This is a genomic window from Pseudonocardia thermophila (assembly GCF_900142365.1).
GTDB classification, from domain to species: Bacteria; Actinomycetota; Actinomycetes; order Mycobacteriales; family Pseudonocardiaceae; genus Pseudonocardia; species Pseudonocardia thermophila.
The window spans coordinates 1-14,560 of the sequence record NZ_FRAP01000013.1 but is presented as its reverse complement, the minus strand read 5'-3'; the positions used below and the strand labels follow the sequence as shown (position 1 = coordinate 14,560).

General features: G+C 74.3%; 13 protein-coding genes. 8 read left to right on the top strand and 5 right to left on the bottom strand.

Features of this window, described 5'->3' with window-relative positions; translation table 11 throughout:
- Window positions 1-458: 458 nt before the first annotated feature.
- The 5 genes from BUE41_RS17035 to BUE41_RS17015 all read left to right on the top strand — a co-directional run bounded on the left by BUE41_RS17035 (window position 459) and on the right by BUE41_RS17015 (window position 6,424).
- The gene (locus BUE41_RS17035) at window positions 459-677 is read left to right on the top strand and encodes a hypothetical protein (protein ID WP_073458117.1); all 219 of its coding nucleotides are present in this window, start codon (window positions 459-461) and stop codon (window positions 675-677) included.
- Between the two features lie 563 nt (window positions 678-1,240).
- Window positions 1,241-2,638, top strand: a complete 1,398-nt coding sequence (locus BUE41_RS17030) for a GGDEF domain-containing protein (protein WP_073458116.1) — start codon at window positions 1,241-1,243, stop codon at window positions 2,636-2,638.
- Between the two features lie 49 nt (window positions 2,639-2,687).
- A complete protein-coding gene (gene dxs / locus BUE41_RS17025) occupies window positions 2,688-4,616 on the top strand; it encodes a 1-deoxy-D-xylulose-5-phosphate synthase (protein WP_073458115.1) in 1,929 nt (642 codons plus the stop codon).
- A complete protein-coding gene (locus BUE41_RS17020; RefSeq protein ID WP_073458114.1) occupies window positions 4,616-5,284 on the top strand; it encodes a response regulator transcription factor in 669 nt (222 codons plus the stop codon). The genes dxs and BUE41_RS17020 overlap by 1 nt, the downstream gene beginning before the upstream one ends.
- A gap of 21 nt (window positions 5,285-5,305) precedes the next feature.
- Window positions 5,306-6,424, top strand: a complete 1,119-nt coding sequence (locus tag BUE41_RS17015; protein WP_073458113.1) for a HAMP domain-containing sensor histidine kinase — start codon at window positions 5,306-5,308, stop codon at window positions 6,422-6,424.
- Window positions 6,425-6,658: 234 nt separating this feature from the next.
- On the opposite strand, the gene BUE41_RS17010 is transcribed toward BUE41_RS17015, so the two are convergent.
- The 3 genes from BUE41_RS17010 to BUE41_RS17000 all read right to left on the bottom strand — a co-directional run bounded on the left by BUE41_RS17010 (window position 6,659) and on the right by BUE41_RS17000 (window position 9,497).
- A complete protein-coding gene (locus BUE41_RS17010) occupies window positions 6,659-7,897 on the bottom strand; it encodes a ribonuclease D (protein WP_073458112.1) in 1,239 nt (412 codons plus the stop codon).
- Window positions 7,894-8,547 (bottom strand): LuxR C-terminal-related transcriptional regulator, encoded by a 654-nt coding sequence (locus BUE41_RS17005; protein WP_143172220.1) that lies wholly within the window; start codon window positions 8,545-8,547, stop codon window positions 7,894-7,896. Before BUE41_RS17005 ends, BUE41_RS17010 begins: the two co-directional genes overlap by 4 nt.
- 344 nt (window positions 8,548-8,891) lie before the next feature.
- Window positions 8,892-9,497 (bottom strand): DUF3000 domain-containing protein, encoded by a 606-nt coding sequence (locus BUE41_RS17000; RefSeq protein ID WP_143172206.1) that lies wholly within the window; start codon window positions 9,495-9,497, stop codon window positions 8,892-8,894.
- 174 nt (window positions 9,498-9,671) lie between these two features.
- Between BUE41_RS17000 and hemE the strand changes: the two genes are divergently transcribed.
- From hemE to BUE41_RS16985, 3 genes are read left to right on the top strand one after another with little or no spacing between them, the layout of a single operon-like run.
- Window positions 9,672-10,769: a uroporphyrinogen decarboxylase gene (hemE, locus tag BUE41_RS16995; RefSeq protein ID WP_073458109.1), complete on the top strand. Its 1,098-nt coding sequence runs from the start codon at window positions 9,672-9,674 to the stop codon at window positions 10,767-10,769.
- Window positions 10,766-12,169, top strand: coding sequence for a protoporphyrinogen oxidase (hemG, locus tag BUE41_RS16990; protein WP_073458108.1), 1,404 nt, complete (start codon window positions 10,766-10,768; stop codon window positions 12,167-12,169). Before hemE ends, hemG begins: the two co-directional genes overlap by 4 nt.
- Window positions 12,170-12,228: 59 nt before the next feature.
- Entirely contained in the window at window positions 12,229-13,818 is a 1,590-nt protein-coding gene (locus tag BUE41_RS16985) for a peptide chain release factor 3 (RefSeq protein WP_073458107.1), read from the top strand.
- Between the two features lie 8 nt (window positions 13,819-13,826).
- On the opposite strand, the gene BUE41_RS16980 is transcribed toward BUE41_RS16985, so the two are convergent.
- A complete protein-coding gene (locus BUE41_RS16980) occupies window positions 13,827-14,363 on the bottom strand; it encodes a GNAT family N-acetyltransferase (protein ID WP_143172205.1) in 537 nt (178 codons plus the stop codon).
- A gap of 63 nt (window positions 14,364-14,426) precedes the next feature.
- Entirely contained in the window at window positions 14,427-14,540 is a 114-nt protein-coding gene (locus BUE41_RS32950; RefSeq protein WP_084754869.1) for an integrase core domain-containing protein, read from the bottom strand.
- Window positions 14,541-14,560 lie beyond the last annotated feature (20 nt).

Below are 14,560 nucleotides of genomic sequence, written 5' to 3'. Positions count from 1 at the left end.
AGTGGGATCCACCGCGTACTGAGCGTTCCGGCCGGTGGAGGGACCGAACGGGACGTGCGTCGCGCCAGCCTGCACCCGGTCCTGCGCACCGGCGAGTTCCGAGCGGTCTGGACGGCCGAGTTCCGCTCCTTCGCCGGTGACCAGCCGGCCCGGGCCGCGGTCGCCGTGCTCGTCTTCGAGCGCACCACGTCGGCGACGGCGGCGACAATCACCTCCGCGCTGACGATCGTGCGGCGGGGCTCGGCGGCGTGCGCTCGCCGTGGACGTGGCCGACCTGGTCCGGGCCGCGCTGGTCGCGGTGATCACCCTGCCCGGCCAGCCCGTGGCGGTGATCGCGACCCTGCTGGTGGTCGTGGTGGTGACGCGGGCCCCGCACACCGCGGCCCAGGGGCGGTGCTGCCGCAGATCCTCGGGGAGCGCTACGAGCAGAGCTGGTCCTGCGCCAGATCACCAACCAGGTGGCGCAGGTCGGCGGGTTCGCGCTCGGCGGGATCGTCGTCGCCTGCTCTCCCCGCCTGGGCGCTGCTGATCGACGTGGCGACGTTCCTCGTGTCCGCCGCGCTCGTGCGGTTCGGCACCGCCGCCCGTCCGCGCCCCACGAGGTCGAGCTGCTGATGGCGGCCGACCCGCTCGCGGGCGTCGTCGCGGCCTGGGCGTTCGTGCGGTTCGTCGCCTGACGGCCCGGGAGCGGGCGCTGGGCCCTGCTCGCGGCACTGGCCGGGCTCCCGCCGCTGCCGGTGTCGCCGGTCCGCTGGGTGGCGTGCGGCGCCTTCGCGACCGCGCACGTGCTGCAGGGCCACGCCGGCTTCGTCCGCCGCACCCCGGGACGCTGAGCGCGGCCAGGCGCTCGGTGCGGCCTCGGCGGCGATGACCGCGACGCAGGGGGCTCGCGATCGTGCTCGCCGGGATGGTCGTCGGTGGTCGTCGAGGTGGTCGCTGACCGCCACCCCGGGCCGTCGCTCGCGGTCGCCGTGGGCGGGGTCGTCGGGCTGCTCACCGGGCTCGGCGTGGTCGCGCTCCCACAGCGCCGCGGTGGCCGTCGAGGAGCCGCAGCACCCCTGAACTCGGGCGACTCGGCGACCACAGTGGAGGCGCGACCGATCGATCACACAGCGTGTCCGGCGCGGTCGTCGAGACCACCCCGATGTGCGACCGCCCTCCCCCTGACATGCATCTGGGGCCTCACTAACCTCGCTGTCAGTCCGGCACGGCACGACGGCGGCGCGGGGAGGAGGCTCGCATGGGCGACACCGCGGCCACTCCGGTCCCGGAGACCGACCCCGGGCCCGCGCTCCGCCGCCTGCCCCGGCGCGCAGTGGCCGGCGTGCTTGCCGTGGAGGCGATCGCCGTCCTGCTCGTGATCGCTGCGGGGTTCACCGCGCCGGCGCCCGAGCACGCCGGCTACGCGCTGCTGCTCGTCGCCCTCTCCGTCGTGCACACCGAGCTGGCCACCGGCATCGAGCGGGTGCGCAGGCGGATCGGCGCGACCTCGTACTTCGACCTCAGCTCGGTGTGGACGTTCGCGGCCGCGATGCTGCTGCCGCCGCTGCCGGCCGCGCTGGTCATCGTCGTGGTCTACGCCCACCTGTGGAAGCGGGTGTGGCGGCCGGCGCGGGTGCCGCTCTACCGGCACGTCTACACCACCGCCACCGTGGTGCTGGCCGCGCTCGCCGCCCAGGCAGTGGTGCACGCGTTCGGGGGCTTGCCGGCCAGCGCCGACGATCCCGTGGGCGTCCTCGGCCTGGCGCTGGCCGTGCTGGTGTACGAGCTGGTGAACACCTCGCTGGTGGCGCTGGCGATCGCGCTGTCGGCCCGCGGCGAGCAGACCGTCGCCCTGCGGCGGCTGCTCGGCCAGTGGGACGACAACGTGCTGGAGCTCGCCACGCTGTGCATGGGGGCGTTGGCCGCCGTCGCGCTCGCGCACACGCCGTGGCTGGCCGTGCTCGCCCTGCCACCGATCCTGGTGCTGCACCGCGCCGTGCTCGTCCGCCACTACGAGACCGCTGCCAGCACTGACGGCAAGACCGGCCTCTACAACGCCGCCAGCTGGCAGGGGCAGGCGCGTCGGGCCATGCGCCGCAGCGAGCGATCCGGTACCGCCGTGGGCGTGCTGATCCTCGATCTCGACCACTTCAAGAACGTCAACGACCGCTACGGCCACCTGGCGGGGGACCAGGTCCTGGCGTCGGTGGCCGCAGTGCTGCGCTCGTGCGTCCGCGACGACGACGTCGTGGGCCGCTTCGGCGGCGAGGAGTTCGTCGTGCTGCTGCCCGGACTGGACCCGGGCGCGCAGGGGCGCGCCGAGCTGCTGGGCGTCGCCGAACGGCTGCGCAGCCGCGTCGAGGAGCTCGATCTGGCGGTCGACACGCCCGACGGGCCGATGACGCTCGACTCGATCACGGTGTCGGTCGGCGCGGCGCTGTCCGGCGGACCGACGAGCGTCGAACACCTCCTCAAGGCGGCTGACGGGGCGCTCTACGCGGCCAAGCGCGGCGGCCGCAACCAGGTGCGGGCCGCGGGCGCGCTGCTGGTCGGGCCGGACATCGCGGACGCGCGGCACCACGGCGCGCCCACCATCCCGGCACCGCGCACCCCGGACGAGGCACCCCCGGCCGGGGCTCGCCGGCGGGCGGGCTGACGATCGCCACACCCCAGGGGGTGGGGCCCGACCGCCTAGACTCGGCCGGGTGAGCCTCTTGCGCAGCGTCCGGAGCCCGGCCGATCTCAAGCGGTTGGATCCGGGTCAGCTCGACGAGCTGGCCGCCGAGATCCGCGCCGAGCTGATCAGCAGCGTCTCCCGCACCGGTGGTCACCTCGGCCCGAACCTCGGCGTCGTGGAGCTGACGATCGCGCTGCACCGGGTGTTCCGCTCGCCGCACGACACGATCATCTGGGACACCGGGCACCAGGCGTACGTGCACAAGATGCTCACCGGCCGCCAGGACGGCTGGGACCGGCTGAAGAAGACCGGGGGGCTCTCGGGGTACCCCAGCCGGGCGGAGAGCGAGCACGACCACGTCGAGAACAGCCACGCGTCGACGTCGCTGTCCTGGGCCGACGGGATCTCCCGCGGCTACCAGCTGACCGGGCAGGCCGACCGCACCGTCGTCGCGGTGATCGGGGACGGCGCGCTCACCGGCGGCATGGCCTGGGAGGCGCTCAACAACATCGCCGCCGACCACACCCGCAACCTGATCATCGTCGTCAACGACAACGGCCGATCCTACGCGCCGACCATCGGCGGGCTCGCCGACCGGCTCGCCTCGCTGCGGCTGCAGCCGGGCTACGAGCGGCTGCTGGAGAGCGGCAAGCGCACCCTGCGCCGCACCCCCGTCGTCGGGCGCCCGCTGTACGCAGCGCTGCACGCGGTCAAGGCCGGCATCAAGGATGCGCTGAGCCCGCAGGAGCTGTTCGGGGACCTCGGGCTGACCTACCTCGGACCGGTCGACGGGCACGACATCGCCGCCATGGAGTCCGCGCTGCGCCGGGCCGCGCGCGCCGGGCGCCCCGTCGTCGTGCACGCCGTCACCCGCAAGGGCAACGGCTACCCGCCCGCCGAGAACGACGTCGCCGAGCAGATGCACAGCCCGTCGGCGTTCGACCCGGCCACCGGGCTGCCCACCGGGCCCGCCTCGATCGGCTGGACCAGCGTGTTCTCCGAGGCGATCGTGGAGCTCGGTGCGCGGCGACCGGACATCGTCGCGATCACCGCCGCCATGCTCGGCCCCACCGGGCTGGCGAAGTTCGCCGCCGAGTACCCCGAGCGCTGCATCGACGTCGGCATCGCCGAGCAGCACGCGCTCACCTCGGCCGCGGGTCTCGCGCACGCCGGACTGCACCCCGTCGTCGCGGTCTACTCGACGTTCCTCAACCGCGCGTTCGACCAGCTCCTGCTCGACGTGGCGCTGCACAACGAGGCCGTCACCCTGGTGCTCGACCGGGCCGGCATCACCGGCAACGACGGTCCCTCGCACAACGGCATGTGGGACTTGTCGATCCTGGGGATCGTGCCCGGCATGCGGGTGGCCGCCCCGCGCGACGCCGCGACCCTGCGCGAGGAGCTCGACGAGGCCGTGGCCGTGGACGACGGCCCGACCGCGCTGCGGTTCCCGAAGGGCGCGGTGATCGAGTCCGTGCCGGCGGTGCGCGGCGTCGGCACCGGGTTCGACCGCGTCGACGTGCTGCACGAGCCCGCCGAGGGGGCCACCGTGCTGCTGCTGACCGCGGGCGCGTTCGGCGAGCTGGGCGTCGTGGTCGCGCAGCGGCTGCAGCAGCAGGGGATCGGCGTCACCGTGGCCGACCCGCGCTGGGTCCTGCCCGTCTCACCGACCGTCGTGGAGCTGGCGCAGCAGCACCAGCTCGTCGTCACCCTGTCCGACTGCGGCCGCCACGGCGGCTTCGGCTCCGCCGTCGCCGACGCGCTGCGCGCCGTCGAGTGCGACGTGCCCCTGCGCGACCTCGCCGTGCCGCAGGAGTTCCTGGAGCACGGCAGCCGCGCCGACGTGCTCGCCGCCGTCGGGCTCACCGCCCAGGACGTCGCCCGCCGGGTCACCGAGTGGGCCGTGGCGCAGTGCGGCGTCGTCCCCACCCTGAGCGAGACCGAGGAGCACACCTGATGCGGGTCCTCGTCGTCGAGGACGAGCACGCCCTCGCCGACGCCGTCGCGCGCGGGCTGCGGCGCGAGGGGATGGCCGTCGACGTGGCCTACGACGGCGACACCGGTTGGGAGAAGGCCAGCATCACCCGCTACGACGTGGTGGTCTTGGACCGTGACCTGCCCGGCATGCACGGCGATGAGCTGTGCGGGCAGATCGTGTCGGCCGGCGGGACCACGCGGGTGCTGATGCTCACCGCCAGCGGCACCCTCGCCGACAAGGTCGACGGGCTCTCCCGCGGCGCCGACGACTACCTCGCCAAGCCGTTCGACTTCCCCGAGCTCGTCGCCCGCTGCCGTGCCCTCGGCAGGCGCGCCACGCCCGCCGTGCCGCCGCAGCTGGTCGCCGGGGACGTAGTGCTCGACCCTGCGCGGCGCACCGTCACGAGGGCCGGGCGGCCGATCGAGCTCACCCGCAAGGAGTTCGGAGTCCTGGAGGTGCTGCTGGCCGCCCGCGGGGCCGTCGTGTCCAGCGAGGAGCTGCTGGAGCGGGTCTGGGACGAGAACGCCGACCCGTTCACCACGACCGTGCGGGTGACCGTCATGACGCTGCGGAAGAAGCTCGGCGAGCCCGGCGTGATCGAGACGGTCGTCGGCGCGGGCTACCGGGTGCCGGCCGCGGGCGGATAGGCCGCCGGAGATGGGCACAGGGTGCTGAACGGGCTGCGCCCCCGCCTGACGCTGCTGGCCACCGGGCTGGTCGCCCTGGTGAGCGTGGTGCTGCTGTGGCTGGGCTGGCTGCTCGTCGGCGGAGTGGCCCGCTCGGTACCGGCGCTGCCGCCCGGCAGCACGGTGCGCGTGGGGGAGCAGGTCGTGCCGGCCGAGCAGTTCGCCGAGGCCGTCGGCGAGTCCGCGCGACGCGAGGTGCTCTCCGCGGGGCTCGTGGCGTTCCCGCTGGCGGTGCTGGCCGCCGCGGTGCTGTCGTGGTGGCTGGTCGGCCGGGTGCTGGGACCGCTCCACGAGGTCACCGCCACGGCGCGGCGGCTGTCCGCCGATTCGCTGGACACCACGCGGACCGGGGTGGCCGACGCGCGCGGCGAGGTCGCCGAGCTGGCCGCCGGGTTCGACGCCATGCTCGACCGGCTGCAGGCCGCGTTCGACGCCCAGCGGCGGTTCGTCGCCAACGCCAGCCACGAGCTGCGCACCCCGCTCGCCGTGCTGCGCACCGAGGTCGACGTGACCCTCGCTGATCCCGACGCCGACGTCGCCGAGCTGCGCCGGATGGGCGAGGTGGTCCGCGACGCCACCCGCCGCGCCGATGACCTCATCGAGGGCCTGCTGCTCATCGCCCGCACCGAGGGCACCCAGCTGGCCTCCGTCGTCCCCGTCGACCTGGCGGCGTTCGTGGGGCCGGCCCTGGCCGCCGTGGAGGCCCAGGTCGAGGAGGCCGGCCTGTCCGTCGCCCTGCACACCGCGCCCGCCCCCTCCCGCGGCGACGTGGCGCTGCTGGAGCGGGTCGTCGGCAACCTCGTCGAGAACGCCGTGCGGCACAACGTCCCCGGCGGCTGGATCGACATCACGACCGGCCCCGGGCAGCAGCCCGGCACCACGCTGCTGCGGGTGGCCTCCAGCGGCCCGGACGTGCCCTCGGACCAGGTGGCGGAGCTGTTCGAGCCGTTCCGTCGGGGCCGGGTCGAGCGCACCGCGGCCAGCGGGGCGGGGTTGGGCCTGTCGATCGTCCGGGCCGTCGTGCGGGCGCACGGAGGGAGCGTCGCGGCCGAACCCGTGCCGGGCGGCGGCCTCGCCGTGACGGTGCAGCTGCCGGCCTGACCCACCACGAGTTGTCCCGTGCGGTGCGGCGAGTTGCCCTGTGCGGTGCGGCGAGTTGTTCCGTGCGGTCGGGCGAGTCGCGTGCTCCGCACGTCGAGTCGCCTCTCGCCCGACGCGGTTCGGCGCACTCGCCGGGCAAATTCGGGGAACTCGCGATACCGATCCGGGCAACTCGCCCTGCCTCGCGGGGGAACTCGCCCTGCCCCGCGGGGCAACTCGCCGAGCCCGCCGGGGTCAGGGGCGGGCGGCCAGCGCCTGGGTGAGGACGTCCGTCAGCAGCTCGATCTGCCACTCCCGCGCCCCGCCGCGACGGAGGTAGCCCGCCACGTCGCCGTCCTCGGGTGGGGACCAGCACAGGCGGCGCAGCAGGTCGGGCAGCAGCAGGTTCTCGACGGGCACGTTGTGCTCGGAGCCGATCCGGGAGAGCGCGGCGCGGGCGGCGGCGAGCCGGGCGGCGGCGGCCGGGTCCCGGTCCACCCACCGGGAGACCGGCGGGGGACCGTCGCCGGGTGTGGAGGCCGCGGGTAGCTCGGCCGGGTCGAGGCGGCGGGCCTTCTCGATCGCCGCCCACCAGTACGAGGTGAGCCGGCGCTGGGCGCGGCCGCGGAAGACCGGCATGGCGGCCAGCGCCTGCGGGGACGCCGGCGGGTTCGCGGCGGCGTCGATGATCGCGGAGTCCGGCAGCACCCGGCCGGGGGCGATGTCCCGCTCGGCGGCGAGCGCGTCGCGCGCCTCCCACAGCGCCCGCACGATGGCGAGCGCAGCGGGCTTGCGGATGCGGTGGATGCCGGACGTGCGCCGCCACGGTTCGGCGCGCGGCGCGGGTGGGGGTGCCGTGCGGACGGCCTCGAACTCCTGCAGGGCCCACTCGAGCTTGCCCTGCTCGGCGAGCATCCTGGTGAGGACGTCGCGCAGCTCGACGAGCACCTCGACGTCCAGGGCGGCGTAGACGAGCCAGTCCTCGGGCAGCGGTCGGCGGGACCAGTCGGCGGCGCCGTGGCCCTTCTCCAGCGACAACCCCAGCAGCTGCTCGACCATCGGCCCGAGCCCCACACGGGGCAGCCCGGCCAGGCGGCCGGCCAGCTCGGTGTCGAACAGCTTGCCGGGGACCAGCCCGGCCTCGGCGAGGCAGGGCAGGTCCTGGTTGGCGGCGTGCAGCACCCACTCGGCGTCGGCGAGCGCGGGCGCGAGCGGGCTCAGGTCGCCGCCGAACGGCACCGGGTCGATCAACGCCGTGCCGGCCCCGGCCCGGCGCAGCTGCACGAGGTACGCGCGCTGCGAGTACCGGAAGCCGGAGGCTCGTTCGGCGTCGACGGCGATCGGCCCGGTGCCGCCGGCGACGGCGCGAGCGGTCTCGGCCAGCGCCTCGGGTGTCGTGACGACGGGCGGTAGCCCGTCGGCAGGCCGCAGCAGCGGGACCGGGCCGGTGCGGTCACCGGTTCCCGCTGCTGCAACGGGGTCGTGCTGGGTCAGCGGATGACCCCGGCGCGCATCGCGAGGGCGACCATCTGCGCGCGGTCGCCCGTGCCGAGCTTGCGGCCGATCCGCGACAGATGGCTCTTCACGGTGAGCGCCGACAGCGACAGCGCCTCACCGATCTCCTTGTTCGACTGCCCGTCGGCCACCAGCTGGAGCACCTCGACCTCGCGGGCGGACAGCTCCCGCGGGGTGTTGTCGGTCCCCGGCACGCGCGTACCGGTGGCGAGCAGCGGGGCGACGGTCGGGTCGGCGTAGACCCCGCCGTCGAGCACCCGCTTGACGCCGTCGGTGACGATCGCCGGCGAGGCCGACTTGAGCAGGTACGCCTGCGCGCCGGCCTGGAACGCCGAGCGCACCGCGTACGGGTCGTCCGACGACGCGAGCACGACCAGCCGGTTCCAGCCCAGGGTGCGCAGCTCGGTCACGAGATCGAGCCCGCTGCCGTCGGGCAGACCGAGGTCGAGGATCGCGAGGTCACACGGCCCGTTGGCGTGAGCACGAGCGCGGGCCTCGGCGATCGAGGCTGCCTCGTAGACGGTTCCCGCGCCCATCGAGCGCAGACGCGCGGCGATCGCCTCGCGCAGGAGCGGGTGGTCGTCGACCACCAGCACCGAGAACAGCTCTTCCCGCGGGTGCGGAACCATCGCGGGCGACAGCACTGCACCGGGTGTACCGCGCACTGGTGTGCCCTGGCCCACAACGGCCACGTCACTACCTCCCTGGAGTCGGTCGTTGCCCCCCGACCGGCACCGGGTCGCCGGTGTCGGCCAAGAAGTGTCGCCCGACCGCCCGGGTAGGTGTCGTGGAGGAAGAGTAGCCCCCCAAGCGGTCTAACGTCGTGTGTCGATTCGGAGTTTGCCCGAGGAAAGTTACAGCCTTGTCGGCGGGTGTCCACACGATCGTGTGACGGACTGCCTCACCGTTGGCGTAGAACCCCCAGGTAGGCGCCGAGTTCTGTGCCGCGTTCTGTGACATCGTCCTCATCTCGTCACACCGTCCGACGGCCGAGGGGGACTGTGCCAACGGGTGGCAACCCGGCGGCTACGGCGACCAGTTGGCAGAACGCATCCGCGTGCCGGGACAGGTCCGGACCGGACGCATCTCCCACGGGCGTCCAGGACGCCCGGATCTCCACGTCGTCGTCGCGGGCCGGGCCGGCGATGTCGCCGAACCGGACGGACGACGTCTGCGTGACCGTGCCGCCGAGCGCCACGTACTCCGCTCGGCTGCCCTCCAGCGCCTCGGTCAGCCACGACCAGGACACCTCCGGGAACATCTCGTCGCCGAGCTGCTCGCGTTCGAGGCGTGCCTGGACGAAGCACACCAGCCGGAACGTCCCCTCCCAGGCGTCCTGTCCTGCTGGGTCGTGCAGCAGGATGAGCCGGCCCGAGGTGTCCGGTTCGTCGAGGTCCGTACCGGTCGGGTAGGCGGCGTCGGCCTCGACCTGCAGAGCCCACGTGTACGGGGCCAGCCGCGGCGGCGCGTCCAGTGCGGTCACGTACAGCTCCGGACGTAGCCGTCCGGCGACCATGCTTGCGCTGAGCGTGGCCACGGCGCGCCGGAACTCCGGCGGAGGGGCAGTGGCTGCGGTCACGGGAGAAACCATATGTCGCCCACACGGGCGGTGACACGAGGCGCGCCGCACGAGTGATCACTCCGTGTGGTCATCGCCGGTCATCGGCGTGGCGCGGTTGCGCCGATGCGGCTTTGGTGGCAGGTGCGGGCTCACACGACCCGCGGTCTCGACACGTGGGATGATGGGGGTCTGATGACGACCACACCCGCGACCGCCGTGCCGGTCCCTGCGCCCCCGTCCCGACGCCGTGACCTGCGGGACGCCCCGTTCCTCGTAGCCGCGAACGGCGGGCGGCCGGAGCGCCTGCCGGTGTGGTTCATGCGCCAGGCGGGCCGTTCGCTGCCGGAGTACCGGGAGCTGCGCGCGGACACCGCGATGCTGCAGGCCTGTGACACCCCGTCGATGATCGCCGAGATCACGATGCAGCCGGTGCGCCGGCACGGGGTGGACGCGGCGATCCTCTTCTCCGACATCGTCGTCCCGCTGCACGCGGCGGGGATGGGCGTCGAGATCGTGCGCGGCACCGGGCCGGTGGTGGAGAAGCCGGTCCGCACGATGGCCGACGTCGAGCGGATGCCGCAGCTGCTGCCCACGGCGCTGCGGCCGGTCGCAGAGGCGATCGGCATGCTGCTCGACGAGCTGGGGGAGACCCCGCTCATCGGGTTCGCCGGCGCGCCGTTCACGCTGGCGTCCTACCTCGTGGAGGGCGGTCCCAGCCGCAACCACGAACGCACGAAGGCGATGATGCGCGCCCAGCCCGAGGTGTGGCACCGGCTGATGAGCGCGCTCGCCGACATCACGATCACGTTCCTGAGGGTCCAGGTCGACGCGGGGGTCGACGCGATCCAGCTGTTCGACTCCTGGGCCGGGGCGCTGTCCGAGGCGGACTACCGCCGCTACGCGCTGCCGTACTCGGCGCGGGTGCTCGGCGCGTTCGAGGACGCCGGGATCCCCCGGATCCACTTCGGGGTGGGCACCGGCGAGCTGCTCGGCGCGATGGCCGAGGCGGGCGCGGACGTCGTGGGCGTCGACTGGCGGGTCCCGCTCGACGAGGCCGGGCGCCGGGTCGAGCGCGCCGTGGGAGGGCCGCGGGCCCTGCAGGGCAACCTCGATCCCGCGGTGCTGTTCGCCGATCGCGACTCGATCGAGGCCGAGGTGCGCCGGATCGCCGCCGAGGGCCGGGCCGCCGGCGGCGGGCACGTGTTCAACCTGGGTCACGGAGTGCTGCCCAGCACGGATCCCGACGTGCTCTCCTGGCTCGTCGAGCTGGTCCACGAGCTTCCGGGGTGAGCGCCAGGGTCGCGGTCGTCGGCGGCGGCATCTCCGGCCTGGCCGCCGCCCACCGCCTGCGTGCGCTGCTCGGCCCGGACGTCGGGATCGTCGTGCTCGAGCAGCGGGACCGCACCGGCGGTGTCCTGCACACGGTCGATCTGGCCGGGGTGCCCTACGACGTCGGCGCGGAGGCGTACCTGGCCCGCCGGCCCGAGGTGGGGGAGCTGCTCGCCGAGCTGGGTCTGTCCGATCGGATCGTGCACCCCACGAGCGCGCCCGCGAGCGTGCGCGCGGCCGGGCGCACCCAGCCGTTGCCGGCCGGCACCCTGATGGGTGTCCCCACCAGCGCCGCGAAGCTCGACGGGCTGCTCTCGCCTGACGGGCTGGCCGCCGTCGCGGAGGAGCCGCAGCTGCCGCTGACCTGGGAGCGCGGCGGCGACGCGGCACTCGGCCCGCTGCTGCGCGAGCGGTTCGGCCCCGAGGTGGCCGACCGCCTGGTGGACCCGCTGCTCGGCGGCGTGTACGCCGGGCGCGTCGACTCGCTCGGGCTGCGCGCGACCGTGCCCGCGCTGGCTGCCGCGCTCGACGCCGGTGCGCCGAGCCTCACCGCCGCCGCCGACCGCGCCACCGCCGGGGTCCCCGCCCCGGCGGGCGGGCCCGTGTTCGGTGCGATCGAGGGCGGTTACCGGGTGCTCATCGACGCGCTCGTCGCGGCGTCCGGAGCTGAGGTGCGGTTGGGCACCACCGTCCGGGCGGTTGAGCGCACCCCGGACGGGTGGCGGCTCACCACCGGGTCGGTGCCCGACCCGGCCCACCTCGACGTCGACGCCGTGGTGCTGGCCGTTCCCGCCCCCGCGGTGGCCCGTCTGCTCGCCGACGTGGCCCCGGCCGCGGCCCGCGCGGCGGGGGAGATCGAGCTGGCCTCGTCGGTGGTCGTCGCGCTGGCGTACCGGGCTGAGGACGCGACGCTGCCGGGCACCTCCGGCGTGCTCGTCGCGAGCGACGAGCCGCTGGCGATCAAGGCGGCCACCTACTCCACCGCCAAGTGGCCCCACCTGTCCCCGGACGGGTTGGTGCGGCTGCGCGCCTCGCTGGGCCGCTTCGGCGAAGTCGTCGACCTGCAGGTCGACGACGCCGAGCTGGTCGCGCGGGTGCGGGCCGATCTGGCCACCCTCACCGGCACCACGGCCGAGCCCGTGGCCGCGTACGTGCAGCGCTGGGGCGGCGGCCTGCCCCAGTACGCGCCCGGCCACCTCGACCGGGTCGCCACGATCGAGCAAGGCCTGCCGGAGGGGCTCGCGGTCGCCGGGGCCGCCCTGCACGGCGTCGGCGTGCCGGTGTGCATCGCGACGGCGCGGACGGCGGCCGAGCGGGTGGCACAGGCGGTCGCCGGCCGGGGTGCGCCATCCGCGCCGTGACCATTCCCGCCGTGGTGATCCACGGGGGGACCATCCGTGAGCGTCCGTAGGATCGACAGGTGTCCGCACGCATCGTCGCGGAGGCTGCGCGTAGGCGCACCTTCGCCGTCATCTCCCACCCCGACGCCGGCAAGTCGACCCTGACCGAGGCGCTCGCCCTGCACGCCGAGGTGATCGACACGGCGGGTGCGGTGCACGGCAAGGCCGGCCGGAAGGGCGTCACCTCCGACTGGATGGAGATGGAGCGCAAGCGCGGCATCTCCATCACCTCGGCGGTGCTGCAGTTCGCCTACCGCGACTGCGTGATCAACCTGCTGGACACCCCCGGCCACGGCGACTTCTCCGAGGACACCTACCGCGTCCTGGCCGCCGTCGACGCCGCGGTGATGCTGCTGGACGCCGCGAAGGGCCTCGAGCCGCAGACGCTCAAGCTGTTCGACGTGTGCCGATCCCGCGGTGTCCCGGTCATCACGTTCGTCAACAAGTGGGATCGGCCCGGCCGGGAGCCCCTCGAGCTGCTCGACGAGGTGGAGCAGACGATCGGGCTGCGGCCGATGCCGCTGACGTGGCCGCTGGGCCCCGCGGGCGACCTGCGCGGCATGATCGAGCTGTCGACGGGGGAGCTGCACCGCTACGGCCGCACGGCGGGCGGTGCGACGAAGGCGGAGATCGAGGTCGTGCCGCCGGAGGTGGCCGCCGAGCAGGAGCCGCAGCACTGGCCGGTCGCGCAGGAGGAGATCGAGCTGCTGGGCGAGATCGGTGCGCAGTTCGACGAGAAGGACTTCCTGGCCGGCATCGCCACGCCGGTGTTGTTCGGGGCCGGTCTGATCGGGGTCGGCGTCGGGCGGTTGCTCGACGCGCTGGTCGATCTCGCCCCGGCCCCGTCGGCGCGCGAGGACGTCGACGGCAACCCGCGCCCGATCGACCGCCCGCTGTCCGGGCTGGTGTTCAAGGTGCAGGCCGGGATGGACCGCAATCACCGTGACCGGATGGCGTTCCTGCGGATCTGCTCGGGCCGGTTCGAGCGCGGCATGGTGCTCACCCACGCCGCGACCGGGCGGCCGTTCGCCACGAAGTACGCGCAGGCGGTGTTCGGGCAGGAGCGCACCACCGTCGAGGAGGCGTTCCCCGGCGACATCGTCGGGCTGGTCAACGCTGGGGCGCTGCGGCCGGGTGACACGCTCTTCGCCGAGGACGAGGTGGTGTTCCCGCCGATCCCGAGCTTCGCCCCTGAGCACTTCGCGGTCTGCCGCGGGAAGGACTCGGGCCGGTTCAAGCAGTTCCGCCGCGGCATCGAGCAGCTCGACGGCGAGGGCGTCATCCAGGTGTTGACCTCGGACCTGCGCGGTGACCAGGCGCCGGTGCTCGCCGCGGTCGGGCCGCTGCAGTTCGAGGTGGTCACCGAGCGGATGGCGAACGAGTTCGGGGCCGCGGTCACCCTCGAGCCGCTGAACTACTCCGTCGCCCGCGTCACCGACGAGGAGAGCGCGCCGCTGCTCGACGGCCAGTCCGAGGTCGAGGTGCTCCGGCGCCGCTCGGACGGGGTGCTGCTCGCGGTGTTCGTGAACAAGTGGCGGCTGGAGACGGTGCGGCGCAAGTTCCCCGACGCGAAGCTCGAACCGCTGCTGGCCGGCACCGTCGAGCGCTGAGGAAGGGGTCAGCGCCGCAGGAGGCTCGCGTAGACGTCCTCCTCGGTGATCGTCCACGCCGCCGAACCGAGGGGGATGCGGATCTGGATGGTCCCGTCGTCGTGGTGGCGCAGGGCCAGCGGGAACGTCGTGCGCACCAGTTCCAGCATCGCCCGGTTCTCCGGCAGCACGCTGCCGTGCAGCTCGCCGATCCCGGCGCGTTCGGCGAGGCCGACCGCGGCCGTCACCAGCCGTCTGCCGAGCCCGCGCCGCTGCCACGCGTCGACGACCGCGGCCGCGAGGTCCGCGGAACCGGGGCCGGTGCGGGTGATCCGGGCGATGCCGAGCGGTTCGTCGCCGCACCAGGCGGCCACGGCCATCCGGCGCTCGCCGTCGATCGGGACCAGTGCCCGGCGCAGGGCGGGTGTGAGCGCCCGGACGGGGGAGTGGAAGCGCAGGAACCGGCTGCGCGGGGACAGCCCGGCGAAGACGGTGTCGACCACGAGATCGGACTCGCACCGCTCAACAAAACGAACGATCGTGCTTTTCTCGATGCAGGCGGTCACGTTCTCCTCCGGGCGGTGCTCGGGCCGGCGGCTAGCTGTACTGACCCGGGAGGTTGTTGACAGTTAGGCGGCGAGTCGGGTGGCTGGGGGTCGGCCACCGAGAGCGGAGTGGGCGCGTCGAGTGTTGTAGCGATCGACCCAGGTGTCGAGGGCGGTGTGTCGTTCGTGGTTGGACAGCCAGGGTTGGGCGTAAGCGA

What these genes read in the sequence shown, in the direction of transcription:
- BUE41_RS17030 (WP_073458116.1), top strand. Translation starts at nt 1,241, where the DNA reads ATGGGCGACACCGCGGCCACTCCGGTCCCGGAGACCGACCCCGGGCCC.
- BUE41_RS17005 (WP_143172220.1), bottom strand. Translation starts at nt 8,547, where the DNA reads ATGGTTCCGCACCCGCGGGAAGAGCTGTTCTCGGTGCTGGTGGTCGAC.
- BUE41_RS17020 (WP_073458114.1), top strand. Translation starts at nt 4,616, where the DNA reads ATGCGGGTCCTCGTCGTCGAGGACGAGCACGCCCTCGCCGACGCCGTC.
- hemE (WP_073458109.1), top strand. Translation starts at nt 9,672, where the DNA reads ATGACGACCACACCCGCGACCGCCGTGCCGGTCCCTGCGCCCCCGTCC.